The following is a 25,073-nucleotide window of genomic DNA, read 5'->3' on the forward strand; positions in this document are numbered from 1 at the left end:
ATACAATATGCCATTCTTTCAGAATGGCATTTTTATTACAGATTATGGCAAAAAAATTAAATATCATTTTCGCAGGTACGCCTGATTTTGCAGCAACCCATCTTCAAGCACTACTAAATTCACAGCATAATGTGATTGCAGTTTATACCCAGCCGGATAAACCAGCGGGGCGCGGCAAGAAGTTACAAGCAAGCCCTGTAAAACAGTTGGCAGAACAACATAACATTCCTGTTTATCAGCCTAAATCACTACGCAAAGAAGAAGCTCAGGCTGAATTGCAAGCACTGAATGCAGATGTGATGGTAGTGGTGGCTTATGGCTTGATTCTGCCAAAAGCGGTATTAGATGCGCCACGTTTAGGTTGCTTGAATGTGCATGGCTCAATTTTACCTCGTTGGCGAGGTGCAGCCCCGATTCAACGTGCAATTTGGGCTGGCGATCAAGAAACTGGCGTAACGATTATGCAGATGGATATTGGTTTAGATACTGGTGATATGTTACATAAAGTTTATACGCCAATTGAGCCAAATGAAACCTCAGCAACGCTCTATCATAAACTTGCAGAGCTTGCTCCTCCAGCACTGATTGAGGTGTTAGATAACTTAGAAAGCGGCAAATTTGTGCCAGAGAAACAGCAAGATGAGTTGGCAAACTATGCGGATAAATTAAGTAAAGAAGAAGCGTTATTAGATTGGAATTTGCCAGCGGAGCAGTTGGAACGTAATATTCGAGCGTTCAACCCTGCGCCTATTGCTTATCTTAATTTAACCGTTGATGGCAAAGAAGAGCGTATTAAAGTGTATCAAGCGGTGGTTTTGGCACATCAAAATGCAAAAGTTGGCACGATTTTAAATGTAGATAAAACGGGTATTCAAATTGCAACAGTAGATGGCGTTCTCAACATTACTCAATTGCAGCCATCGGGTAAAAAACCGATGAGTGTGCAGGATTTCCTGAATGGACGAGGGGATTGGTTTAAAGTAGGACAAACAATTTAATGAAAAAACAATCCGCCCGTGCGGTTGCCGCACAGATCATTTTACAAGTACTAGACGAAGGGAAATCGCTTTCAACGTTGTTGCCTGAAGCGCAGGTTGAAAGTAAAGATCTCCCTTTGGTACAAGAGATCACCTTTGGGGTATGTCGCGTGCTACCGCGTCTAGAACAGATCATTAAATTATTAGTCAGTAAGCCGTTAAAAGGCAAAACCCGTTTGGTGCATTGTTTATTATTGGTTGGGTTATATCAGCTACTCTATATGCGTGTGCCTGAATTTGCAGCGGTAGATGAGGTGGTGAATGCGACTAAAACACTGAAATTAGACAGTTTTCGTGGGCTGACAAATGGAGTATTACGCCGTTTTCTGCGTGAAAGAGAGCAAATTTTAGCCAAAATAGATAAGCATTGGCAGACACTCCACCCTGAATGGTTAGTTAATCAGCTTAAAACAAGCTATCCACATTGGCGTGATATTGTGGAAGCAAATAATCAACGTCCACCGATGTGGATTCGAGTTAATTCACAGTATTCCAGTACAGAAAATTATGGTGAATTACTGGGCGATTTGGTAAAAAATTCCGCTAAAGAGACCGCTTGTACTGCACCAAGCTGTGCGATTTTGCTCGAAAAGCCAGTGAGCGTCAGCCAACTTCCACATTTTGAGCAAGGTTGGGCAACCGTGCAAGATGCTCACGCACAATGGTCGGCAAGCTTACTTGAGCCAAAAAATGACGAACGCATTTTAGATGCTTGTGCCGCTCCAGGGGGGAAAACGACCCATATTTTAGAGTTAGCGCCTAAGGCGAATGTTATCGCATTAGATATCGAGCAGAGTCGCTTAAAGCGAGTGAGCGAAAATTTACAACGTTTAGGGCAGCAAGCAACGGTGATTTGTGGTGATGCTAGCCAGCCTGAAACATGGTTGGAAGAGGGGCTCATGTTTGATCGAATTCTGCTTGATGCACCTTGCTCGGCAACGGGGGTAATCCGCCGTCACCCAGATATTAAATGGCTTCGCCAAGAGCGTGATATTAGCGAGCTTGTGGCGCTACAGGCAAAAATTCTTCATGCATTATGGCAACGCTTAAAACCTAATGGCGTGTTACTCTATGCGACCTGTTCGATTTTGCCACAAGAAAATGATGAGCAAATCCGACGTTTTATTGAAAATACGCCAAATGCTCGTTTAGCTGAAATGGACTTTGGCTTTGAAAAAACCACAACCAAGCAATTTTTTCCAAGTGAAAACGGCGGTGATGGATTTTTCTATGCAAAATTAGTGAAAGTAGCAGTCAATATAGATGAGCCAACAACGTTATAGTAAAAAGAAATTCCTATGAAAATCATCATTCTTGGAGCAGGTCAAGTCGGAGCAACCCTTGCTGAAAATCTCGCGAGTAACGATAACGATATTACCATTATTGATAATGATCAGATTCGCCTAGATAAACTGCGTGATAAAAATGATCTACAAGCGATCAAAGGAAATGCGGCTTCACCTCGTATTTTGCGTGAGGCTGGGGCAAGTGATGCGGATTTGTTAGTTGCAGTAACAGATAGTGATGAAAGCAATATGGTTGCTTGTCAGATTGCTTATACGCTATTTCATATTCCGACCAAAATTGCGCGTATCCGAAATCCAGATTATGTGCGAGAACGTGAAGCGTTATTTAATGATAAAGTCTTACCTATTGACCATATTATCGCCCCAGAAGTGTTGGTGACTCAGGAAATTCTCCGTTTGATCGATTACCCCGGTGCGTTGCAAGTTGCCCACTTTACCAATGATTTAGTGAGCCTTGTGAGTGTAAAAGCCTACTATGGGGGGCCTTTAGTTGGCTACCCAATATCGGCATTAAATGATCATTTACCGCATATTGAGGCTCGTATTGTTTCCATTTTTCGTAATGACAAAGCTTTTGTACCTCAAGGTTCAACGATTATTGAAGCAGGTGATGAAGTCTATTTCATTTGCGCAAGCCATCATATTAAGGCGGTGATGTCAGAGTTACAGCGCCTAGAAAAACCACATAAACGAGTGATGATCGTGGGCGGTGGGAATATCGCCACTGCATTGGCACAGGCTTTAGAGGAAAAATGTAGTGTCAAATTGCTTGAACCTAACCAAGCTAAAGCGGAGAAATTGGCAGAAAAACTGTCGAAAACATTGGTTTTGTGTGGCGATCCATCGGATCAGGAATTGCTTTTTGAAGAACATATCGAAAATATCGATCTGTTTTTGGCCATGACAGGTGATGATGAGGCGAATATTATGTCTTCTCTACTCGCCAAACGACTTGGCGCTAAAAAAGCGATAGTGCTAGTACAGCGTATTTCTTACTTGCATTTAATTCAAGGTGGAACGATTGATATTGCGATTTCTCCGCAGCAAGCAACGATCTCTGCGCTTTCAAGTCATGTTCGTAAAGGCGATATTGTACGAGTTGCCTCGCTTAAACAAGGGATGGTTGAAGGTATTGAAGCGATTGCTCATGGGGATTATGAAACCTCAAAAGTGGTTGGGCGAGCGATTCGAGATGTGAAACTGCCACAGGGGGCAATTATTGGGGCGATTGTGCGTAATGGCGTGCCGATGATTGCGCATAAATCCACTGTGATCGAAGAAGGCGATCACGTCATTGTGTTTGTAAACGATAAAAAACAGTCGGCAGAGATTGAAAAATTGTTCCAGCCGAATGTGTTTTTCTTATAGCCTTTTGCAAATTTTTGCCTATTTTATACCGCTTGTCAGAATCTCATGTCCAATCCAATTTCAGCAAAGTTCAGGCGTTTTTCTGCATGGTCGTTTTATCTCGCGATCATTGCGCTTTATGCTTTTAGCCTTTGGGGGCTATTTACTCATCGTACAGATGAAACCTTTTGGTCATTGGCTGAAACATGGCGAATTGTGCAATATAGCGCAGGACAAGCATTGATTTCAGCGCTCTCTGCGACTTTACTTGGATTGCTCACGGCGCGCAGTTTTTTTTACCTTCCTTTTAAAGGCAAAGCACTTCTTTATAAACTTCTCGCTTTTGTTTGGTCGTTGCCCGCCTTGATTGTAATTTTTGCTTTGATTGGCGTATGGGGAAACAATGGTTGGCTTGCGCAATGCTGGCGGCTAATTGGATTGGAATGGCATTTCTCGCTTTATGGTTTGCAAGGTATTGTCTTGGCACACCTATTCTTAAATATCCCACTTGTCATGAAATATTGCCTTGAAGGTTTAAATCTTATTCCGAGTAGTAGCCACCAATTAGCTGCGCAGCTAAATTTAACCGGCTGGTACTATTTTCGTATTGTGGAATTGCCCGTATTAAGCGGCATTTTGCCCTATGCATTTGGTACGGTTTTTTTACTCTGTTTTACGAGTTTCCCGATTGTGCTCATGCTTGGCGGAGGGCCGAAATATAGCACGTTAGAAGTAGCAATTTATCAAGCGGTGACTTTTGAGTTTGATTTTGCAAAAGCGGTAATCTTAATTTTAGTGCAAGTGGCAATTGGCATACTGTTGCAGTTATTGATGTTATGGGCAAGCCGCCGTGCCTTTGAACAACAACGTTCAAAAGCAGTGATCGATGCAATTTGGCGAGCAGCGCCGCAGGGGACTAAGCGCTTCTTATCTACTATTTTTCTACTGATGATCTGCACAATGATTTTTGTGCCATTATTGAATGTGGTTTTGCGTGGCATTTCTGCATTAAACTGGCAGCGTTTATTGGCATTCGATTTAGTGCAGGCAGTGTGGTTTTCCTTGCTACTCGCTTTAATCTCAGGTATCACAGCTGTAGGTGTAAGCTATCTGTTAGCCTTAGAACATCGGCAACTTGTCTATCATCAACAAAAAGTTTGGCAAAGTATTTTAAGCAGTGTGGTGACTCTGCCACTGATTTTGCCGGTGTTTTTATTATCTGTCGGCTTATTTTTACTGCTAATGTGGCATGACTTAAATCAATGGCAGTTAATTCTTTTGATTGGCATTTGTAATGGTTTAACGCTGCTGCCATTTATCTATCATTTGATATTCTCAGCAATGTGGCAGAGTTTGAAAAACCGCGATAAGCTAGCAAGAAGTCTAGGATTAAAAGGTTTTCAACGTTGGTGGATTGTGGAAAAAAATGCGTTAATTCGACCGCTTGCACAAGCCTTTGCATTAGCTATTTCTGCAAGTTTAGGCAGTTTTACCATTATTGCATTTTTTGGCAACCCAGATTTCGCAACATTGCCTTATTTACTCTATCAGCAGCTGGGTAATTATCGTACAGAAGAAGCGGCAGTTACAGCATTACTGCTACTACTTTGTGCTTTACTACCATTTTTGGCTATAAAACAAAAAGGGAGTTTATGATTGATTTAAATTTGGAATTCGATTACCCAGGTATGCCCATGCAGTTTCAGCTAAAAGTTGCAAAAGGCGAACGAGTCGCAGTTTTAGGTGAGAGCGGCGCAGGAAAAAGTACATTACTTAACTTAATTGCGGGGTTTGAGCAAGCAAATCGTGGTTATTTGCGTTTAAATGGAGAAGAGCATTTGGAGACAGAACCTGCCCAACGCCCAGTTTCAATGTTATTTCAAGATAATAATTTATTTGAACATTTAAGTGTTGAGCAGAATATTGGGCTGGCATTAGTGCCTTGTTTGCGTTTTAGTACTCAACAACAAGCTCAGATTGTGGAAATTGCCGAGAAGATGGGCATTGCGGAACTATTAAAACGCCGAGCGGATCAGCTTTCAGGCGGGCAAAAACAGCGTGTAGCATTGGCAAGAACCTTACTTAGAGATAAACCCATTTTGCTATTAGATGAGCCATTCTCAGCATTAGATCCGAAACGGCGCTCAGAATTGCAAACATTGGTAGCAAATTTGTGTGAAGAAAGGAATTTAACACTGTTAATGGTTACTCACCAATTTGATGAAAGTCGTGCATTATTTCATCGTCGTATCTTGCTTGATGCAGGGAAAATTATGACACATGAAAAGTAAACTTATGCAAGTTTGCTGTTTCTTGCTAGTCAAATAAATCTTTTTTCAGTATTATTTCAAAATTCATTTTTTGTTTATACGATAGTGAGGAATAGTGTGCCAAACCGTGATTATGCTGCTCGTTCAAAAAAGTCGGGTAAAAGCGTAAATAAATTGCTGATTTTAATTATTGTTTTGTTGTTATTGGGGATGAGCGCTTTAGCATTAATGTTATTAAGCTCGAAAGAGCCAGTAAAAACAGAAATTTCCCAGCCTGTTGCGATTCAGCCACAAAAAAGCGAGCTCCCGACACCTCCTGCGGAGATTTATAGTTATATCCGTGATTTAGAAACGCGTGAAGTTCCTGTTGATAAGAATGCGAGAATTGCTCAATTAACCCGAGAACAGGAACAACAATTACAGCGCTTGCAGGAAGAAGAAAAACGTAAACAAGCATTAGCAGAGCTAAAAGAAAATATTCAAATTGAGCAAATGCAGCCTAATATCAATGCAGTAGAGCCAAATGCGCAAGATAAAAAAGTGGTTGCATTAACTGCTGAAGAGTTTGAAGCGAAAACGCAGGCAGAACAAAAAGCCGCAGAAGAAAAGAGTAAGCAGGCAGAATTAAGAAAACAGCAAGATGCGAAGAGAGCTGCTGACTTGCAGGCACAAAAAGCTAAGGAAGTGGCACAGGTTAAAGAGTCTAATGCGACTAAGGTTGTCGCTAAGCCAGCTAATGAAGCACCGAAAGTGATTGGTAAATTTGGTTTGCAATGTGGTGCATTTAAAAACAAGGCACAAGCTGAGAATATGCAGGCACGTCTTGCTATGGCTGGTTATAATGCCAGAATTAATAGTAATGGTGAGTGGAACCGTGTAGTTGTAGGGCCAATTGGTGATAGAGCTGCAGCTTCACAAGCTCAAGCAAATGCTCGCAGTGTTGCAGAGTGTTTAATTGTAGGTATGTAATTTTTAAGGATAACTATGCAATTTAAAGATTTTTTAGCCACATTTCCTAGTGTTGAACATTTAGCCGGATTAGATGTGCTTGATGCAGAAGGACAAGTTATTCATCATATTCCTGCAATTGAGGGAAAATTAGGCTCATTAAAATTGTATAATGCGCTTGCAGAGCAATTCTCAGGACAGCTTAATCAAAAAAGTGCAGAGCAAGGGTTAGTTTGGTTTGCCGAACATCTTCATGACGCGAAACAATTCCCAGGTAAGCATCCAAATATTGATTTGCTATTAGCGGTTGTGTCAGACCAACTGCAATATCGTTTAAATCCTATTGCTAAATAGTCTGTAATTTATTCATATAGTTTTAGTGTGCTATTTTCTATTTGACAATCATACGCAAGACGATAGAATAGTTACCAATTTCAAGCGCTATGGCATACTATAGCGCTTAATGCGGGAATAGCTCAGTTGGTAGAGCACGACCTTGCCAAGGTCGGGGTCGCGAGTTCGAGCCTCGTTTCCCGCTCCATTCTTAATTTAAAATATAGCACCATGGGGTGCTTTTTTTATATCTAAATTTTGCCATCAACCTAATCTAAGTATTTGATATTTATTATCATTTTTACCATTTTAAAAAATTTGATTTACTTCAAAGAAGAATCAAAATCTCATTGTTTTATTATTTTTTTTAATTATTCTCACCAATGGAAGAAATTGTTTTAACTTATTGATTTTTAAGTGATAAACATTCTCAAGTGTTTCGTTTATATTCTTTTGTGGGGGCTCTTATGGAAAGAGTAAATAAAGTATTAAAAAGCGGTTTGGCTTTTGCCGCAATGTTAGGTTTCTGGCAGACATCTATTGCTGCACCGCAGCCAACAGAACTAGAAGGTGCAAAACCTGATTTAAAAATTGAATCTGCAAATCATAAATTTGCAGAAAAATATCCTCTTCAATACAACTCATGGAAAGCGACTTCAGAATCAACAGCACGTGATAGCATGTTAGAAGAAGATCCGCGTTTAGTTGTTCTTTGGGGCGGCTATGCTTTCTCTAAAGATTACAATAAACCTCGTGGTCACTTTTATGCGGTTACAGACGTACGTGAAATTTTACGTACAGGCGCACCTAAAGATGAAAATGGTGGCCCTCAGCCAATGGCATGCTGGACATGTAAAGGTCCTGATGTAGCGCGTATGATTGCAGAAAAAGGTGAAGAAGGATACTTCGATGCTAAATGGGCAAAATATGGTGCCGAAATGGTGAACTCAATTGGCTGTGCAGACTGCCATGATACTACCTCTAAAGAGTTTGAAGAAGGTAAAGCTGCATTGCGTGTTGCTCGCCCACATGTTTTACGTGCATTAGAATCTATCGGTTGGAAATTCGATACCCTTGAAAAACATGGCCAGCGCGCTGCTGTATGTGCAAACTGCCATGTAGAGTATTATTTTAGAGGGGATAAAAAAGTCGTCACCTTCCCTTGGGATAAAGGCATCGATATTGATAGTATGGAAAAATACTATGATGAAGCCGGTTTTACAGATTGGGTTCACTCAATGTCTAAAGCACCAATGTTAAAAGCGCAGCACCCAGATTTCGAAACTTGGGCGATGGATACGCATGGTCAAAATGGCGTGACTTGTATCGACTGCCATATGCCAAAAGTAGAAACAAAAGATGGCAAAGTTTATACCGACCATAAAATTGGTAATCCATTTGATAACTTTGAGCACACTTGCAAAACCTGTCATGAGCAAAGTAAAGAGACTTTACAAGCACGCGTGAAAGAGAGCAAAAAACAGATCAAAGATGCAATGTTGAAATTAGAAGATCAATTAGTTAAAGCGCACTTTGAGGCGAAAGCAGCTTGGGATGCAGGTGCCGCTGAAGACGAGATGAAACAAGCACTTACTGCAATTCGCCACGCTCAATGGCGTTGGGATATGTCCGCAGCAGGTCATGGTGGACATATGCATGCACCAAAAGTGGTTTTACATATGATCGCAACAGGTATGGATAGAGCGGCAGATGCTCGAGCAGCATTGGCTGGTGTACTTGTGAAACACGGTGTAGAGACACCAGTTCAGGTGCCAGATATTTCTACCAAAGAAAAAGCTCAAAAAGTCATGGGCATTGACTTTGATGGTGAAAAAGCAGCTAAAGACGAATTCTTGCGCACAGTCGTTCCACAATGGGAAGAAGAAGCGAAGAAAAAAGGTTTACTCCCTGCGGATAATCAGTAATCCGATAAGGAGAACAATATGAAAGTGATTATTTCAAAATTAGGGCGGTTTGCCGCCCTGCAAGCGGTCGCTTTTGCAGGATTATTTGCAATAGCTACTGCGAATGCGCAAGAAGGAAGTTTTCCTGCTCAGCCTAAACCGTTGTGGGCGGAAACGGCATCAGATGCACAAATTGCTAAAGATGCACGCCGCGACCCAAATAAATATTGTGTTGATTGCCATGGTCATTTATCTGCATTTGAACATGCGGGTAAACACTTTCAACACGGTACGAAAAGCCCAAATACTGGGGAACAGTTAAACTGCACATCTTGTCACGGTAATATTTCCGAAAATCATCGTAAAGGTGTAAAAGATGTAATGCGTTTTAATGTGCATGGTCAGGCAAAAAATCCAGCACTCGAACGTTCACCACAAGAACAAAATGCGGTTTGTTTTGCTTGCCATAATCCAGACAAGCTTCGTGAGACATTCTGGGCACATGATGTACATGCACCAAAAATCGCATGTGTAAACTGCCATAAATTGCACCCAGAAAGTGAGCCAATGAAGGCTAGCGAACCTAAACAGCGCATTAAACTTTGTGTAGATTGTCATACCAAAGTGCATCAAGGTGAATTTAAGAAAGTATTAGCAGGTTCAGAAGGAACTAAGGAGACAAAATGAGTTGCTCCCGCCGTGATTTCGTCTCAGGGGCAGGAGCGCTGATTGCGGTGGCAGGTACAACAGGACTTGCTACCAGCTCTCTCGGGCTTGCTGCTGAAACAGAACAAAAAACGATTCGCTATGCGATGGTACATGATGAGCAAATCTGTATTGGTTGTACGGCTTGTATGGATGCTTGCCGTGAAACCAACAATGTGCCAGAAGGCGTTGCTCGTTTGGAGATGATTAAAAGTGCGCCAAAAGGCGAATTTCCTAACGTACGTTACGATTTCTTCCGCCAATCTTGCCAACATTGTACCAATGCTCCATGTGTTAGTGTTTGCCCGACTGGGGCATCTTATATCGATATTACTAATGGTATTGTAGATGTAAAACCTGATTTGTGTGTAGGCTGCCAATATTGTGTAGCGGTGTGCCCATATCGAGTTCGTTACATTGATCCAGTGAAGAAAACCGCAGATAAATGTAATTTCTGCCGGGATACAAATCTCGCAGCAGGTAAACAGCCAGCTTGTGTTGAAGCCTGCCCGGTAAAAGCATTAACCTTTGGTGACGCAAACGATCCGAATAGTGCGGTTTCTATCAAAATTCGAGAAAATGAGACTTATCGCACGAAAACGCGCTTAGGTACAGAGCCAAATCTATACCATATTCCACGCAAATACGAGGAGGCGGCACAATGATGTACGATCAAGTACCTTTCCAAACGCCTGATCTCGTTTGGGATTCAAGTATCGCAATTTACCTCTTTTTATTAGGGGTGGCTTCTGGTTCTAGCTTGTTAGCGTTAATTTACAAATATACACATAAGCTAGCCAAACCAAGTGAAAACTGGATCATTCGTGCAGCGGCATTCTTAGCACCGGTTTCAGTAACGGTTGGTCTGTTGCTATTAATTTTCCACTTAGCACGTCCTTGGACATTCTGGTTCTTAATGTTTAATTACCAGTTTGATTCGGTGATGTCTATGGGAGTAGCCATGTTCCAGATTTATATGGCGCTAGCTTTCCTATGGATAGCGGTCATTTTCCGCGATGAGATTGCAAGCTTAATTAAACGCTATATCCCTGCACTTGGCTTTATAAACGGTATTATTGATGTTGCGGCCAGATTTACAACTGCGATTGAAGTCTTGTTCTTCATCTTTAATATTCTGTTAGGGGTTTATACGGGATTTCTACTCTCAGATTTGATTAGTTACCCAATGTTAAATAATGGGGTATTGCCTTATTTATTCCTTGCATCGGGAACCTCATCTGGCATTGCAGCATTGATGATTTGTGTTATCGTGTTTGGTAAGTTATCCGCACACAGTGATGAAAGTCATTTTCTACATAAAATGGAATTGCCAACGGTGATAGTGGAAGCTATTTTATTGGTTGCATTCTTTGGCGTACTTTATAGTGCCGGTGGAGATAGTGCATTATCTGCAGATAACGCGCTCTCAGGATTCTGGGGAATGGTATTCTGGGGCGGTGTGGTTGCAATCGGTATGTTATTCCCCCAAGTTGCTAACCTAATTGCAGGAAAATCCTTAAAACAGAATAGAGGCTTTATGGTTTTCTTGGCACTTGCTGGTTTATTTGGGGTTGTCTGTTTACGTTACTTTATCTTATATGCGGGGCAATTAACGATCGCAAGTTAATATTCTTTGGCTTTTCAAGCGGTTGAATTTGGCAAAAAATTTGCAAAATTCGACCGCTTGCTTTTTTTGTGAAGGTGAAAGTGGTAAAGTAGAGCCGCTTTATCATTAGGACAATAAAAATGAATAAACCTATCAAAAACGAAAAACTTATCGTACTTTCTAACGGCTTACTACGTTTAGTTGGTAATATTGTTAAAATTTTTAGTTATGTCGTGCATGGAATTTTCCCGAAAAAACGTTTCACGATACCTGAATTTAGCCCTGCTAAAATTATTTCTAAACGTAATACCAAAATTACGCGTACCATTTGGCAAACTAATTACAGTAATCGTGTTACCTTTCCTGTCTATTGCAATTATCTGTTAAATCGTCTGTTGTCATTAAGCTATGACTATCGCTATGTTAGTACAGAAGAGCGAGCAAGCTATATTCAACAAAATGCCGATGAACGAACTTTTAATGCTTATAGTAAATTAACAGATGGAGCCTCTCAAGCTGACTTTTGGCGTATTTTTACGTTATATAAGGAAGGGGGAATCTATATGGATATTGATGGGCATTTAGTTTGGAATTTAGACGAGATTATTGATGATGAAGATAGTGAAGTGGTGATTACACGTCGCGGTGAATATACTAATTTCTTTTTGGCGAGCGAAAAAGGTAATCAATTTTTGCAAGATACGTTAGATATCATTATTGATAATATTGAGCAACGGCGTATTGATGGTGGTGTTTTTGTGCTGACGGGGCCTGACACATTAAGAAAGGCATTGGAAAATGTAGATGTAAACAGCCGTAGAGATAAATTAACCTGTGCTCAGGGAACGTTTACCAATGAATATTTCCAATATATGGATAAGAAAATGGGAAAATGGAATCACGCAAAAAATGAGGATCTTATTAAGTAAGTCCTTAGACTAAGTTTAATAAATCGGCAACTAAACAAATTTTGTGAGATCTCACTTGCCAAGTGATAGTCGCTTAAGTAATATTAGCACCACATTTGCTCTGGTGGTGGAATTGGTAGACACGCTATCTTGAGGGGGTAGTGTCCATAGGATGTGCGAGTTCGAGTCTCGCCCAGAGCACCAAAATTTTTAGACCCAGCTTTTTAGCTGGGTTTTTTATTTTAATTTTATTTCTAAATAATTGAATTGATAGCCTAGCCAAAGCTTCCCTAAATCGGTACAATCCAAATCTTGCATTTTCTTAACAAATGTCATTTACATTTCTTTGGAGAACACAGCCTTATGTCGTGGAATGATCCACAAGACCCTTGGGGAAAACCAGGGGCAAAAAAGCCGGAGCAAAATGGTACTGATAAACAGCCAGAGCAAGGGCCTCAAAAATCCGAACAGCAACCACCTGATTTAGAAGAAGTATTTAATAACCTATTGAAAAAAATGGGAGGAAATAAAGGTGGTCATTCTCATCAACCCAATCAATCGAATTCTCCTGCTCTTGGTAAATTCTTGCCTGTTGCTTTAGCGCTTGGCGCTATTGTGTGGGCTGCATCTGGTTTTTATACAGTGCAAGAAGCCGAGCGTGGAGTTGTGACTCGCTTTGGTAAACTCTACGATATTGTCCAACCCGGGTTAAACTGGAAACCGACTTTTGTGGATCATGTACGCCCAGTGAATGTGCAACGCGTTTTAGAGCTAAATACCAGTGGCTCGATGCTGACTAAAGATGAAAATATGGTATTGGTTGAAATGACAGTGCAATACCGTATTGAAGATCCTGCAAAATATCTTTTCAATGTCAATAAACCTGATGATAGCTTGAAACAAGCGACTGACAGTGCTTTACGCTATGTGGTCGGTCATATGACGATGGATGATATTTTAACCACAGGGCGAGCGGTAGTACGTGAAAACACATGGAATGCTTTGCGTGAAATTATCAAAACTTACGATATGGGGTTACTCATTACGGACGTAAACTTCCAATATGCTCGTCCACCAGAAGAAGTGAAAGCCGCCTTTGATGATGCGATCAAAGCCCAAGAAGATGAGCAGCGCTTAATCCGTGAAGCAGAAGCTTATGCCCGTGGACAAGAGCCGATCGCTCGTGGGCAGGCACAGCGAATTGTGGAGCAAGCAAACGCGTATAAAGAGCAGGTTGTGCTAAATGCACGAGGTGAAGTGGAACGTTTTACACAAGTGTTGCCAGAATACCGCAAAGCACCTGAAGTGACCCGTGAACGTTTGTATATTCAAACGATGGAAAAGGTAATGAAAAATACGCCGAAACTGATGATGGATAGCGCAAATGGCAATAATTTAACCGTGTTACCGGTGGATAAACTTTTGCAAAATAAAGCGGAAAATCAACCGCTTACACAACCAAAAGTAGTCATTCCATCAGCACCTACAGCAGTTCAACCACAAGTGATACAACCACAAAATCAAGATGTGTCGGCAAGTGAGCCAGTGCGTAAAGGGAGATTTTAATAATGCGTAAATTGTTATTACCCATTTTAGCGGTTGTTGCCTTTATCGTTTATCAATCTGTTGTGGTCATTCAAGAAGGGCAACGTGGCATTATGATGCGTTTTAACAAAGTGCAACGTGATGCCCAAAATCAAGTGCAAGTTTATACGCCAGGGCTGCACTTTAAAGTGCCAGTGATTGACCAAATCAAAACCCTTGATGCTCGTATCCAAACGCTTGATGGTAAAGAAGATCGTTTTGTGACCGTTGAGAAAAAAGACTTATTAGTTGATTCTTATGTGAAATGGCGCATCAGTGATTTTGGACAATTCTATACCTCAACAGGTGGCGATTATCAAAAGGCGTCTGATCTATTACGCCGTAAAGTAAACGACCGCCTACGTTCAGAAATAGGTTCTCGCACCATTAAAGATATTGTTTCTGGTTCTCGTGGTGAGTTAATGGCTGGTGCTCAAAAGGCCTTAAATGCTGGTGAAGATGGGGCAGAAAAACTCGGAATTGAAGTGGTTGATGTGCGTGTCAAACAGATCAACTTACCAAATGAAGTTTCATCATCAATTTACCAACGTATGCAAGCGGAACGTGCGGCGGTGGCTCGTGAACATCGTTCACAAGGTGAGGAAAAAGCGGAAGGTATCAGAGCTGATGTTGATCGTAAGGTGGTTTTAATTCTTGCGAATGCGAATAAAACCGCAGAAGAATTAAAAGGTGCTGGTGATGCTGAAGCTGCCAAAATTTATGCGGATGCTTTCAGTCAAGAGCCTGAATTTTACCGCTTTATTCGTAGCTTAAAAGCCTATGAAGAGAGCTTTGCAGAAGGCAGTAACAATATAATGTTACTTAAGCCAGATAGTGAATTCTTCCGCTTTATGAAAGCGCCGAAGTAATACGTTCTAAGTGATCAAATGGGGCGTATGCTTACGCTCATATAAATTTTAAATGGGCAGAGCATATGCCCTAGTTCTTTTAAGGAGTTCTAAAATGGGAAAAAGTGTCGTAATCCTTGGCGCACAATGGGGCGATGAAGGAAAAGGCAAAATTGTCGATCTATTAACAGACCGTGTGAAGTATGTAGTGCGTTACCAAGGTGGACATAATGCCGGTCATACCTTAATTATTAATGGTGAGAAGACGGTATTACGTTTAATTCCAAGCGGTATTTTACGTGATAATGTAACTTGCTTAATCGGCAATGGCGTGGTGCTTTCTCCAAGTGCATTAATGCAAGAGATGAGTGAATTAGAAAGTCGTGGTATCAATGTACGTGAGCGTTTAAAAATTTCTGAAGCTTGTCCGCTGATTTTGCCTTATCACGTAGCAATGGATAATGCACGTGAAAATGCGTTAGGTGAAAATAAAATTGGTACAACTCGCCGTGGGATTGGACCGGCTTATGAAGATAAAGTGGCTCGTCGTGGTTTGCGTGTTGGCGATTTATTTAACCGTGAAGCTTTTGCGCAAAAACTCAAAACCATTTTAGAGTACTATAACTTCCAGCTCGTAAACTACTACAAAGTTGAGCCGGTAGATTATCAACAAACTTTAGATGAAGTCTTTGCGGTTGCTGATATCATCACTGGTATGGTTGCAGATGTGACAACCTTGTTACACAAAGCTCGTGAAAATGGTGACAACATTTTATTTGAAGGTGCACAAGGTACGATGTTAGATATCGATCATGGTACTTATCCATATGTAACCAGCTCAAATACTACCGCAGGTGGTGTTGCAAGCGGTTCTGGTTTTGGCCCTCGCAATTTAGATTATGTTTTAGGTATTATCAAAGCTTACTGTACCCGTGTAGGCGGCGGTCCATTCACCACAGAGTTATTTGATGAAGTGGGTATGGAAATTGCGAAAAAAGGAAACGAATTTGGTGCGGTAACAGGACGCCCTCGCCGTTGTGGTTGGTTTGATGCAGTAGCGGTTCGCCGTGCGATTCAGATTAACTCTATTACTGGCTTCTGTATGACCAAATTAGACGTGCTAGATGGCTTTGAAGAGATTAAAATTTGTACTGCATATAAAATGCCGAATGGTGAAATTGTGGAACACGCACCAATGGCAGCAGCCGATTGGGAAGGGGTTGAGCCAATTTATGAAACCTTACCGGGTTGGTCTGAAAATACTTTCCGTGTGACGAAATGGGAAGATTTACCACAAAATGCGATTAATTATATTAAACGTGTTGAAGAGATCGTAGGTGTGCCAATTCACATCCTTTCAACTGGTCCGGATCGTGTTGAGACAATGATTTTACAAGATCCTTTTGCATAATTTAGTGGATAATTACCCGCTTGGTAAATTTTAAACTGAATAGCCGATGTATTATCGGCTATTCTTTTTTTCATTTTTACTGATTATGATAGTATTTTTAAGTGATATCTTAAAAGTTATTCCAATGCCAATGTTAGTTGCTGTGATGCTCATGGTTTCTGTCGGTACTTTTAACTGGCAGTCAGTGAAAGAACTAAAAATACATCCGATTGGTTTTAATGTAGTGATGTTAGTTACGATTGCCATTGTAGTTTTAAAATACCGAAAATTGAGGATAGAGGAAATTGATTGGATTGAATGATGCAAGTAAGACTTTAGTTGAGCGATTTGGTGTACATGATAAATCGGAAGAAACAAATATTATTACGCACCCTTAAATAGCTCGACTACTCTTGAATTTTTGATAACTATCCCTATTTTAGGTGTTCGGTTTTTTGCCGAGTTTTATTATTTATTTGGAGAAATATCTATGATGCGAATTGCATTATTCCTTGCGACTAACTTTGCAGTGATGATCGTTTTAGGAATTATTTTAAGTGTAACAGGCATAGCTGGTGACAGCGCAGGCGGCATTTTAATTATGGCACTGCTATTTGGTTTTGCTGGTTCATTAATTTCATTATTCATGTCAAAAACGATGGCATTGAAATCTGTGGGGGCAGAAATTATTCATCAGCCAAGCAATAATGCAGAGCGCTGGCTACTCAATGTGGTTCAACGCCAAGCCCAGCAAGCTGGTATTCCTATGCCAGATGTGGCAATTTACCACTCTGCGGATGTGAATGCTTTTGCAACAGGTGCAACTAAAAATAACTCTTTGGTTGCTGTGAGTACGGGATTATTAAATACCATGACTCAAGATGAAGCAGAAGCTGTAGTAGCACATGAAATTTCACATATTGCTAATGGTGATATGGTGACTATGACCTTATTACAAGGGGTTCTGAATACCTTTGTGATTTTCTTATCACGTATGATTGCTACCGCTGTAGCGACAACACGTAATGATAATGGTAGTGAAGAACGTAGTAGCGGTATCTATTTCTTAGTTTCAATGGTGCTTGAAATATTATTTGGCGTGCTGGCAACTATTATCGCAATGTGGTTCTCTCGCTATCGTGAATTTCGTGCAGATGCAGGTTCTGCAAGCTTGGTTGGTAAAGAGAAAATGATTGCAGCATTACAACGTTTACAAAGTATTCATGAGCCGCAAGAAATGCAAGGGACTCTAAATGCTTTTATGATTAATGGGAAACGACAAGAACTCTTTATGAGTCATCCTCCGTTAGAAAAACGTATTGCAGCATTAAGAAGTTTATAAATATCAGCCGCTCAGATGAGCGGCTATTTTTATCTACTGGATTTCAGGTATAAAAAAAGCACCTCAAGGTGCTATCTTTAAAATTTTGCGGAATTAAAATGGTGCCCGAGGCCAGACTTGAACTGGCACGCCCCGAAAGGCGAGGGATTTTAAATCCCTTGCGTCTACCGATTCCGCCACTCGGGCAAAATGGAGCGGGAAACGAGGCTCGAACTCGCGACCCCGACCTTGGCAAGGTCGTGCTCTACCAACTGAGCTATTCCCGCATTTAAAAACGCTACGAACTTCGTAGCGTCTCAACAGTTGTGCATTCTATAGCATTCTCTGGCGATGTCAAAATAAATTTCTTTTTTAAATAAAGGAAATCGTTTGATCGCTTAAAAACAGCACAAAGTGCCGATATTTTAGCTATTTTATAGTAATGCGTGCAAATTTACGTTTACCTACTTGATAAACAGCAGTACCTTTTTCTGCATTACGTTTCACATCATCGACTTTTTCACCGTTGATTTTTACACCACCTTGTTGTGCTGCACGGATAGCTTCTGATGTTGAAGTGACTAAGCCCGCTTCTTTTAACAATGTGGCTAGACCAAGCTCTCCTTCAAAGGTAAATTCTGGCATTTCATCTGGCATTGCACCTTTTTGGAAACGGTTAATGAATTCTTGTTCTGCCGCAGTTGCTGCAGCTTCATCATGGAAACGAGCAATAATCTCTTTGGCAAGTAAGATTTTCACATCGCGCGGATTTTTACCACTGGCGACCTCTGTTTTGAGCTGCTCAATTTCTACAAGCGGTCGGAAAGAGAGTAAATTATACCAATCCCACATGAGTTCATCAGAGATTGACATAATTTTGCCGAACATTTCGTTTGGCGCTTCTGTAACACCAATGTAGTTACCAAGCGATTTAGACATTTTTTTCTCGCCATCTAAGCCAACTAGTAGCGGCAACGTCATTGCGACTTGGGGTTTTTGCCCAGCAGATTTTTGTAATTCACGCCCAATAAGCAAGTTGAATGTCTGGTCTGTTCCACCTAATTCTACGTCAGCTTGTAAGTGAACAGAATCGTAGCCTTGTAACAGCGGATACACAAATTCATGGATCGCGATTGGTTGTTGGTTCGCAAAGCGTTTTTTGAAATCATCACGTTCAAGCATTCTGGCTACAGTATAGTTACTTGCTAGGCGGATCATTCCTACTGTGCCGAGCTCTCCCAACCATTCTGAATTGAAGACAATTTTAGTTTTTTGCGGGTCAAGAATTTTGAAGATCTGCTCTTTGTAAGTTTCTGCATTTTTTAACACATCTTCACGAGAAAGCGGTGGACGAGTTGTATTTTTACCTGATGGATCACCTACGGTTGCGGTGAAATCTCCAATTAAGAACATGACTTCATGCCCTAAATTTTGGAATTGACGGAGTTTGTTTAACACCACAGTGTGCCCCAAATGAATATCTGGTGCAGTAGGATCCGCGCCAAGTTTAATGCGTAGAGGGCGATTTTCTTTTAATTTCTCAATTAAATCATTTTCAGAGTAGATATCCTCTACGCCACGTTTTAATTCGGCAAGAGTGGTTTCTAAAGATTGGCTCATTATCATTCCTTAAATTTTTGTGAAAAAATGGCTCTATTATAGCGATTCGCCGGAAAAAAGCGAAAAAAAACGCTGCATTTTGTGGGGGAATGCAGCGTAAGAGTTGGAGTGATTACCTATTATTTTTGAAGTGGCTTAATGATAATAATTATCAAAAGTAACTGCAATGTTATTTACATTTCTTTACAAAAGTGTATATAAAGCAATCACTGCTGGTTTTAAGAGCACATCTAAACGAGATTTTGAGTATTAACCTCTAGATGAAAGGCTATAAATTAACAGCCGTTAATCGTTATTTTTTAAATAAAAGCGGTAGTTCACGCTTTCGTCATTAGGCTTACTTAATGGAATTTGGCGAGTCTGTAGAGCTTCGAGCCACAACTTTTGCCATTGTTCGTCAGCAATCTGGGTTACGCCATCGACATCATACCAAAACAGCTTATAGCGCAAGTGTAAATGTTGGGCTGTTAAATTGCTAACTTGCAAGTAGCTATTTTCTGCTTTGATGGAAAGCTTTTCATTTATATCGGCTTCAACATTAACAATTGGCTTTGTTCCCGAAGGTAGATAGCTAACAGGGTTACTTCCACAACCAGCTAATAAGATAGCCCAGCAGCATAAAATCAGTTTTTTCATATTATTTTGCCAACATTGCACCAAGTGGTTCACCCCCGACTAAATGCATATGAATATGGAATACTTCCTGCCCACCATGTTTGTTGCAATTCATAATTAAGCGATAGCCATCTTCCGCGATTCCTTCTTGCTGAGCGATTTTTGCAGCGACGGTGAATAAGCGTCCAAGTGCTTGCTCGTCTTCACTGCTTACATGATTCACGGTTGGAATAAATTTGTTTGGGATAATTAAAATATGCGTTTTTGCTTGTGGGGCAATATCTCGGAATGCGGTTACAAGCTCATCTTGATAGACAATATTCGCCGGAATTTCTTTACGAATAATTTTACTAAAAATAGTTTCTGGGTATTCGGTTGTCATAATCGATCCTTTTTAAATTAAACAAGCGGTATGATTTTGCTTGTTTTTTACAAAATTTGCAAAAATTTCTGTCATTATGACCGCTTGTAAACACTATAACCAGCGTCTTACATGAGCTTGATAGTCTAGATAGGCTTGCCCAAATTTTGCTTGCAGAATGCGTTCTTCAGGAAGAATTTGAAAATGTGTGATATAAGCAACAAATCCCCAAATAAAGAGTATGCCAAATGGATTTGCCTGCCATAGTGAAATAGCGAGCAAATAGCAAGCAAGGCTTAAATACATTGGGTTACGGCTAAAACGATAAACTCCTGTTGTTGCAAGGGTACGCGTATTATTTGGCTTCAATGGGTTAATCGTGGTTTTTTGCTGCCAAAAAGCCCACAAGCTGGCAAGATCAAGATATAGTCCAGCTAGAATTAGCAAAGCGGCTAACAATTGGAGTAACAGGAGCGTTGGACAAGGTGAAGGTAAGCAATAGATAGTAATTGCGCACAAGATAAAGATAAGCGGTGGCGGGAGCTTGAGTTCCATAATTTATCCTAGCAAAATGTGTTTTAAAGGGACATCCCAACTTTGTGTTGGTAATTGTTCAATACATTGGCAGCAATGGGCAAGCCCTACTGTCACGGCATTTGGCATCTGCGCAAGTGTTCGGTCATAAAAGCCGCCTCCCATTCCTAGCCGATTATGCTGTTTGTCGCAGGCAACTAGCGGTACAAAAATCAAATCAATCTCTGATAATGGCACAATTTTTTGTACATTTAGTTTGGGTTCTAAAATAGCAAAACGATTTTTATGTAAATCTTGTTCTGATGAGTAGGCAAAAAATTGTAGATGATTTGGCGTGAAAGGATGCAACACTGGCAAACAGCAGCGGATAGACTGATTTTGCAGGAATTCAAGGATTGCTAGAGGGGAAATTTCACCGTTAAAAGGCAGATAAAGCGCCACCGTGGATGGGTGATAATGTTGAAATAATTCAATGGCTTGGTGCAAAACAGTTTGTGCGGCTTGCGCTTGCTCAATATCAGATAAGGCAAGGCGTTTAGCTCGCATTGTTTGGCGCAAATTTTTGTAGATTTCTAACTGATTTTGACCGCTTGCGGTCATGTGAAAGGCATTTTTAGACATAAAAAAGACCCGAAGTGCCGTTACCAGTAATGGTCCTTGAACCAGACGGTTCAAGGGAGCCGGACGTAACCATTTTTAGGCTTCTCGCAAGCGAGCCTGCTCACCAACAGTTTAATATCCAGCTCAGGGAGATTTTAATATCGGCTCAGGGACGTAACTCGCAACGCACACCTCAGGCGAAATAAATAGTAACGGAATTTATATTTTTTTCCTAGTCTTGACACTAAGAAAATTTAGAAAATTTGATTATTCGTTAGTTTCTTGTCCAATCGAAACGCTTTCATCACCGCTTGATTGAAATTTATGTAACGAGCTATCTAGTTGAGCAATACATGCTTCGAGCACATTTTTATTTTCAGCATTTTTGCGCTGTTCTTGCTCTAATTCATAATTTAAATTTAAGGCAACGATAGATAACACTTTTTCAAGTTGGATAATGCCAGATTGCTCTTTTAATATCCCTACTTTTTCTTCCAAGCGCTGCGCAGAAGCTCGCAAGCTTTCTTGTTGTTCTGGTGGGCAATATAAACGTAGCACCTGACCAAATAGCGATAATTCAATATTATTCTTCGACATTGTCGGGAAATCCTCACTAAAGCAAAAATTTTTGCTATTATGCCACCCTTTGTATAAATCACAAAACAAGCTATGACGATTTCAACCCAAAGTGAATTTTCTCAATTAATCAAAACCTTAGCCATTGATTACTCTGCTGCAGAGTTTCACGGTTTTTTAAGTGGCTTAATCGCAGGGGGGATTCAAGATGATTCTTGGCAAACTTTAACGTATCAATTTACCAATGATGGACACGCTTTTTCACAAACCTCACTAAAAGCACTCAGTGAATTTTATCAACAACTTAGTGAAAGCTTTGATCAAGCGAATACGCTTTTCTCGCTTTGGCAGGTGGATAATGATGATGCTTTTGCACTTGCAGAGGGGATTGCTGAGTGGACAAGCCACTTTTTACTTGGATTAGGTTTGGCACAGCCACAATTAAGCCAAGAGACCGATGAAGTAGGTGAAGCAATTGACGATCTAGATGAAATTGCGAAACTTGGCTACGATGAAAATGATGATAAGGATGAACTACTGGAAGCTGCAGAAGAAATCATTGAATATCTGCGAGTGGTTGCGCTATTTTTACATTCGCATTTTGGCAAACCAACAATGCTTCATGAAGAGAAGCCAAGTATTCATTAATGATAAAAAAGCAGATCACCATGTGATCTGCTTTTGCTTTGTTAATTGGCTTGTACGGCAATGTTCTCGCCAAATTTACGTTTTTCCATCGTACGCTTAGTACGGTCGATTACGTCTCCTGCCAACTGCCCACACGCTGCATCAATATCATCACCACGTGTTTTACGCACGGTCACAGTGAAGCCGTATTCCATCAAGGTTTTTTGGAAGCGGTCGATACGCGTATTCGAGCTTTTCGCATAAGGAGCTTCTGGGAACGGATTCCACGGAATTAAGTTAATTTTACTTGGTGTATTTTTCAATACTTCCGCAAGTTGATGGGCATGTTCTACGCCATCGTTTACTTGGTTGAGCATCACATACTCAATGGTGACCTTACCGTGGTTAGCATTGGAAACTTCCAAGTATTTGTTGATGCTCTCAATCAACATCGCAATGTTGTATTTTTTATTGAGCGGAATTAACTCATTACGCAGTTCATCGTTCGGAGCGTGTAGCGAAATCGCCAGTGCGACATCAATCATTTCCCGCATTTTATCCAACGCTGGCACAACACCCGAAGTAGAAAGCGTTACACGGCGTTTAGATAAACCATAAGCAAAATCATCAAGCATAATTTCCATAGCGGGAATCACGTTATTCATATTGAGCAAAGGTTCACCCATACCCATCATCACCACATTGGTAATAGGGCGAATGCCGGTTACACCAAAATTACCGATAATTTTAGATGCACGCCACACTTGCCCGATAATTTCCGACACGCTTAAATTACGGTTAAAACCTTGTTGAGCGGTTGAACAGAATGTACATGCCAACGCACAGCCCACTTGAGAAGAGACACAGAGTGTTGCACGGTCATCTTCTGGAATGTAAACGGTTTCGATCTGTTGATCACCCACCCACATTGCCCATTTAATCGTACCATCGCTTGAACGCTGTTCCACAGCAATTTCAGGGGCTTTAATTTCCGCAATACTTTTTAATTTTTCACGCAACTTTTTGTTGATGTTAGTCATATTGTCGAAATTATCTTCGCCAAAATGGTAGATCCATTTCATTAGCTGATCGGCACGAAACGGCTTTTCCCCCATGTCAGCAAATAATTCTCGCATCTGCTGACGGTTTAAATTAAGTAAATTGATTTTTTCTTTTGTTTCAGATACAGCCGTTTGGCTGCCACATTGAGTTTCAGACATTGATGAGCCTCGTTATTACACGGATTATGGCAAAAGGTAAGTTTTGCAAAAAAAGCGGTATTTTGTACCGCTTGTAAAAAAAGAGCGTGGATTGTACAGTTCTTACAGTGATTATGCTAGAAAAAAGCAAAAAATATTTGCATTTTTTAAATATTAGGCGTATTGTCGCAAACGTTTTCTTTGGAGTAATAAATTATGATTTCTATGTTTAGCCATCATCATCACCATATCCCTGAATAATCTTTCAGGCATTTGGTGTGCTTGGAAGATATCTTCCGAGCAACGTAACTCCAAAAGCAATTACACCCCTCGGAAGGTCACTTTCGAGGGGTTTTTCTTTATCTATAACTAGCAGGGAAAAATATGCAGAACACAAGATTACGTATTGCGTTACAGAAAAAAGGGCGATTAAGCCAAGATTGCAATGAATTGCTGAAACAATGTGGGGTAAAAATTAATTGGAATGAGCAACGTTTGATTGCCTATTCCGAAAATCTCCCTATCGAAATTTTGCGTGTGCGTGATGACGATATTCCAGGCCTAGTGTTTGACGGCGTGGTGGATCTCGGCATTATCGGCGAGAACGTGCTGGAAGAAGAGGAACTGGGGCGTATTGCGGCTGGTGAGAAAGTGGCGTACAAAAAACTGCGTCAGCTAGATTTCGGCGGCTGCCGTTTGTCGTTGGCGATTGAGCGTGAGCGTGCTTACCACAGCGTGCAAGATCTTGCCAACGCCCGTATCGCCACCAGTTATCCCAATTTACTCCGCCGTTATATGCAGGAAAAAGGCGTGCCGTTTAAAAACTGTTTGCTGAACGGCTCGGTGGAAGTCGCGCCAAGTGCTGGGTTGGCAAGTGCCATTTGTGATCTCGTTTCCTCAGGTGCGACGCTGGAAGCCAACGGCTTGAAAGAAGTGGAAGTGATTTATCGCTCCAAAGCCTGTTTAATCCAACGTCAAGAAGCGCTTTGTGCAGAAAAACAGGCGTTGGTGGATAAGCTCCTCACCCGTATTCAAGGCGTGCAACAAGCCGCTGAAAGCAAATACATTATGCTCCATGCGCCGAAAGATCGCCTCGCTGAAATTACGGCTCTGTTACCCGGAGTAGAAAACCCTACAATCCTACCGCTCGCCAGCGATGCCAGCCGTGTGGCAATGCACGTTGTCAGCCAAGAAAATCTGTTCTGGGAAACCATGGAGCGGCTGAAAGAGGCTGGTGCAAGTTCGATTTTGGTGTTGCCGATAGAGAAGATGATGGAATAGTGCCAAACGTTCCCTCTCCCGTTTACGGGAGAGGGTTAGGGAGAGGGTAATTCTATCTATAAGCTCCCTCCCTCCGAAAGTCTACGACTTTCTCCTCCCTCTCCCACAAGTGGGCGAGGGGAGCCAGAACAACGAAACCCCATTTGTGTGGG

Annotated in this window: 26 protein-coding genes, 4 tRNA genes, 1 other RNA gene and 1 other annotated feature; of the genes, 21 read left to right on the forward strand and 10 right to left on the reverse strand. The window is 41.1% G+C overall.

Going from position 1 to position 25,073, the window contains the following annotated elements; translation table 11 throughout:
• The first annotated feature begins 23 nt into the window (after nucleotides 1–23).
• The 19 genes from fmt to htpX all read left to right on the forward strand — a co-directional run bounded on the left by fmt (nucleotide 24) and on the right by htpX (nucleotide 17,529).
• Complete coding sequence (gene fmt, locus EDC51_RS07450; protein WP_249038486.1) at nucleotides 24–998, forward strand: methionyl-tRNA formyltransferase; 975 nt, start codon at nucleotides 24–26, stop codon at nucleotides 996–998.
• On the forward strand, nucleotides 998–2,320 hold the full coding sequence (rsmB, locus tag EDC51_RS07455; RefSeq protein ID WP_131928575.1) for a 16S rRNA (cytosine(967)-C(5))-methyltransferase RsmB: 1,323 nt from the start codon (nucleotides 998–1,000) through the stop codon (nucleotides 2,318–2,320). The genes fmt and rsmB overlap by 1 nt, the downstream gene beginning before the upstream one ends.
• 15 nt (nucleotides 2,321–2,335) lie before the next feature.
• Nucleotides 2,336–3,712, forward strand: a complete 1,377-nt coding sequence (trkA, locus tag EDC51_RS07460) for a Trk system potassium transporter TrkA (RefSeq protein ID WP_131928576.1) — start codon at nucleotides 2,336–2,338, stop codon at nucleotides 3,710–3,712.
• Between the two features lie 45 nt (nucleotides 3,713–3,757).
• Nucleotides 3,758–5,347: a thiamine/thiamine pyrophosphate ABC transporter permease gene (gene thiP / locus EDC51_RS07465; RefSeq protein WP_131928577.1), complete on the forward strand. Its 1,590-nt coding sequence runs from the start codon at nucleotides 3,758–3,760 to the stop codon at nucleotides 5,345–5,347.
• Nucleotides 5,344–5,982, forward strand: a complete 639-nt coding sequence (thiQ, locus tag EDC51_RS07470; RefSeq protein ID WP_025288961.1) for a thiamine ABC transporter ATP-binding protein — start codon at nucleotides 5,344–5,346, stop codon at nucleotides 5,980–5,982. Before thiP ends, thiQ begins: the two co-directional genes overlap by 4 nt.
• Nucleotides 5,983–6,078: 96 nt before the next feature.
• The gene (gene ftsN / locus EDC51_RS07475; protein ID WP_064318286.1) at nucleotides 6,079–6,930 is read left to right on the forward strand and encodes a cell division protein FtsN; all 852 of its coding nucleotides are present in this window, start codon (nucleotides 6,079–6,081) and stop codon (nucleotides 6,928–6,930) included.
• Between the two features lie 15 nt (nucleotides 6,931–6,945).
• A complete protein-coding gene (locus tag EDC51_RS07480; RefSeq protein ID WP_015431892.1) occupies nucleotides 6,946–7,263 on the forward strand; it encodes a DUF2322 family protein in 318 nt (105 codons plus the stop codon).
• A 111-nt stretch (nucleotides 7,264–7,374) separates the two neighbouring features.
• A tRNA-Gly gene (locus tag EDC51_RS07485) sits at nucleotides 7,375–7,450 on the forward strand.
• 259 nt (nucleotides 7,451–7,709) lie between these two features.
• The gene (nrfA, locus tag EDC51_RS07490) at nucleotides 7,710–9,167 is read left to right on the forward strand and encodes an ammonia-forming nitrite reductase cytochrome c552 subunit (protein WP_025267318.1); all 1,458 of its coding nucleotides are present in this window, start codon (nucleotides 7,710–7,712) and stop codon (nucleotides 9,165–9,167) included.
• A gap of 18 nt (nucleotides 9,168–9,185) precedes the next feature.
• Nucleotides 9,186–9,833, forward strand: a complete 648-nt coding sequence (gene nrfB / locus EDC51_RS07495; protein WP_015431894.1) for a cytochrome c nitrite reductase pentaheme subunit — start codon at nucleotides 9,186–9,188, stop codon at nucleotides 9,831–9,833.
• Nucleotides 9,830–10,516: a cytochrome c nitrite reductase Fe-S protein gene (nrfC, locus tag EDC51_RS07500; RefSeq protein WP_025329001.1), complete on the forward strand. Its 687-nt coding sequence runs from the start codon at nucleotides 9,830–9,832 to the stop codon at nucleotides 10,514–10,516. The genes nrfB and nrfC overlap by 4 nt, the downstream gene beginning before the upstream one ends.
• Nucleotides 10,516–11,478: a cytochrome c nitrite reductase subunit NrfD gene (nrfD, locus tag EDC51_RS07505; RefSeq protein WP_170169283.1), complete on the forward strand. Its 963-nt coding sequence runs from the start codon at nucleotides 10,516–10,518 to the stop codon at nucleotides 11,476–11,478. Before nrfC ends, nrfD begins: the two co-directional genes overlap by 1 nt.
• 119 nt (nucleotides 11,479–11,597) lie before the next feature.
• The gene (locus EDC51_RS07510) at nucleotides 11,598–12,386 is read left to right on the forward strand and encodes a glycosyltransferase family 32 protein (protein ID WP_131928579.1); all 789 of its coding nucleotides are present in this window, start codon (nucleotides 11,598–11,600) and stop codon (nucleotides 12,384–12,386) included.
• 97 nt (nucleotides 12,387–12,483) lie between these two features.
• Nucleotides 12,484–12,569, forward strand: a tRNA-Leu gene (locus tag EDC51_RS07515).
• A gap of 159 nt (nucleotides 12,570–12,728) precedes the next feature.
• Nucleotides 12,729–13,931 carry an FtsH protease activity modulator HflK gene (gene hflK, locus EDC51_RS07520; protein ID WP_131928580.1) on the forward strand — a complete coding sequence of 401 codons (1,203 nt, stop codon included), beginning with the start codon at nucleotides 12,729–12,731 and terminating at the stop codon, nucleotides 13,929–13,931.
• Nucleotides 13,932–13,933: 2 nt separating this feature from the next.
• The gene (gene hflC / locus EDC51_RS07525; protein WP_131928581.1) at nucleotides 13,934–14,818 is read left to right on the forward strand and encodes a protease modulator HflC; all 885 of its coding nucleotides are present in this window, start codon (nucleotides 13,934–13,936) and stop codon (nucleotides 14,816–14,818) included.
• A gap of 94 nt (nucleotides 14,819–14,912) precedes the next feature.
• Nucleotides 14,913–16,208, forward strand: a complete 1,296-nt coding sequence (locus EDC51_RS07530; protein ID WP_131928582.1) for an adenylosuccinate synthase — start codon at nucleotides 14,913–14,915, stop codon at nucleotides 16,206–16,208.
• Between the two features lie 124 nt (nucleotides 16,209–16,332).
• The gene (locus EDC51_RS11070) at nucleotides 16,333–16,509 is read left to right on the forward strand and encodes a hypothetical protein (RefSeq protein WP_457911972.1); all 177 of its coding nucleotides are present in this window, start codon (nucleotides 16,333–16,335) and stop codon (nucleotides 16,507–16,509) included.
• Between the two features lie 168 nt (nucleotides 16,510–16,677).
• Nucleotides 16,678–17,529 (forward strand): protease HtpX, encoded by an 852-nt coding sequence (gene htpX, locus EDC51_RS07540; protein ID WP_025288968.1) that lies wholly within the window; start codon nucleotides 16,678–16,680, stop codon nucleotides 17,527–17,529.
• A 99-nt stretch (nucleotides 17,530–17,628) separates the two neighbouring features.
• On the opposite strand, the gene EDC51_RS07545 is transcribed toward htpX, so the two are convergent.
• The 9 genes from EDC51_RS07545 to EDC51_RS07585 all read right to left on the reverse strand — a co-directional run bounded on the left by EDC51_RS07545 (nucleotide 17,629) and on the right by EDC51_RS07585 (nucleotide 21,835).
• A tRNA-Leu gene (locus EDC51_RS07545) sits at nucleotides 17,629–17,715 on the reverse strand.
• A 4-nt stretch (nucleotides 17,716–17,719) separates the two neighbouring features.
• Nucleotides 17,720–17,795, reverse strand: a tRNA-Gly gene (locus EDC51_RS07550).
• A 142-nt stretch (nucleotides 17,796–17,937) separates the two neighbouring features.
• On the reverse strand, nucleotides 17,938–19,128 hold the full coding sequence (gene tyrS / locus EDC51_RS07555) for a tyrosine--tRNA ligase (protein ID WP_025288969.1): 1,191 nt from the start codon (nucleotides 19,126–19,128) through the stop codon (nucleotides 17,938–17,940).
• Nucleotides 19,129–19,413: 285 nt separating this feature from the next.
• A complete protein-coding gene (locus EDC51_RS07560) occupies nucleotides 19,414–19,764 on the reverse strand; it encodes a YcfL family protein (protein WP_015431905.1) in 351 nt (116 codons plus the stop codon).
• Nucleotide 19,765: 1 nt separating this feature from the next.
• Nucleotides 19,766–20,125, reverse strand: a complete 360-nt coding sequence (hinT, locus tag EDC51_RS07565; protein WP_015431906.1) for a purine nucleoside phosphoramidase — start codon at nucleotides 20,123–20,125, stop codon at nucleotides 19,766–19,768.
• A gap of 93 nt (nucleotides 20,126–20,218) precedes the next feature.
• A complete protein-coding gene (locus EDC51_RS07570; protein WP_125135386.1) occupies nucleotides 20,219–20,659 on the reverse strand; it encodes a methyltransferase family protein in 441 nt (146 codons plus the stop codon).
• Nucleotides 20,660–20,662: 3 nt separating this feature from the next.
• Complete coding sequence (locus tag EDC51_RS07575; protein WP_131928634.1) at nucleotides 20,663–21,238, reverse strand: 5-formyltetrahydrofolate cyclo-ligase; 576 nt, start codon at nucleotides 21,236–21,238, stop codon at nucleotides 20,663–20,665.
• Nucleotides 21,239–21,261: 23 nt separating this feature from the next.
• Nucleotides 21,262–21,441, reverse strand: a non-coding RNA gene (gene ssrS, locus EDC51_RS07580) — 6S RNA.
• Nucleotides 21,442–21,505: 64 nt separating this feature from the next.
• Nucleotides 21,506–21,835 carry a cell division protein ZapA gene (locus EDC51_RS07585; RefSeq protein WP_025267311.1) on the reverse strand — a complete coding sequence of 110 codons (330 nt, stop codon included), beginning with the start codon at nucleotides 21,833–21,835 and terminating at the stop codon, nucleotides 21,506–21,508.
• Nucleotides 21,836–21,907: 72 nt separating this feature from the next.
• On the opposite strand from EDC51_RS07585, the gene EDC51_RS07590 reads away from it, so the two are divergent.
• Nucleotides 21,908–22,462, forward strand: coding sequence for a UPF0149 family protein (locus tag EDC51_RS07590; protein ID WP_015431910.1), 555 nt, complete (start codon nucleotides 21,908–21,910; stop codon nucleotides 22,460–22,462).
• Nucleotides 22,463–22,503: 41 nt separating this feature from the next.
• On the opposite strand, the gene EDC51_RS07595 is transcribed toward EDC51_RS07590, so the two are convergent.
• Nucleotides 22,504–23,661, reverse strand: a complete 1,158-nt coding sequence (locus EDC51_RS07595) for a bifunctional tRNA (adenosine(37)-C2)-methyltransferase TrmG/ribosomal RNA large subunit methyltransferase RlmN (protein ID WP_015431911.1) — start codon at nucleotides 23,659–23,661, stop codon at nucleotides 22,504–22,506.
• Nucleotides 23,662–23,876: 215 nt separating this feature from the next.
• Nucleotides 23,877–24,000 (forward strand) — a sequence feature (His leader region).
• A 24-nt stretch (nucleotides 24,001–24,024) separates the two neighbouring features.
• Here EDC51_RS07595 and hisG point away from each other — a divergent pair.
• The gene (gene hisG / locus EDC51_RS07600; RefSeq protein ID WP_131928583.1) at nucleotides 24,025–24,921 is read left to right on the forward strand and encodes an ATP phosphoribosyltransferase; all 897 of its coding nucleotides are present in this window, start codon (nucleotides 24,025–24,027) and stop codon (nucleotides 24,919–24,921) included.
• The last annotated feature ends 152 nt before the right edge of the window (nucleotides 24,922–25,073 follow it).

Origin of the sequence: Bibersteinia trehalosi (genome assembly GCF_004346205.1) — a bacterium.
In the GTDB taxonomy this organism is placed as follows: Bacteria; Pseudomonadota; Gammaproteobacteria; order Enterobacterales; family Pasteurellaceae; genus Bibersteinia; species Bibersteinia trehalosi.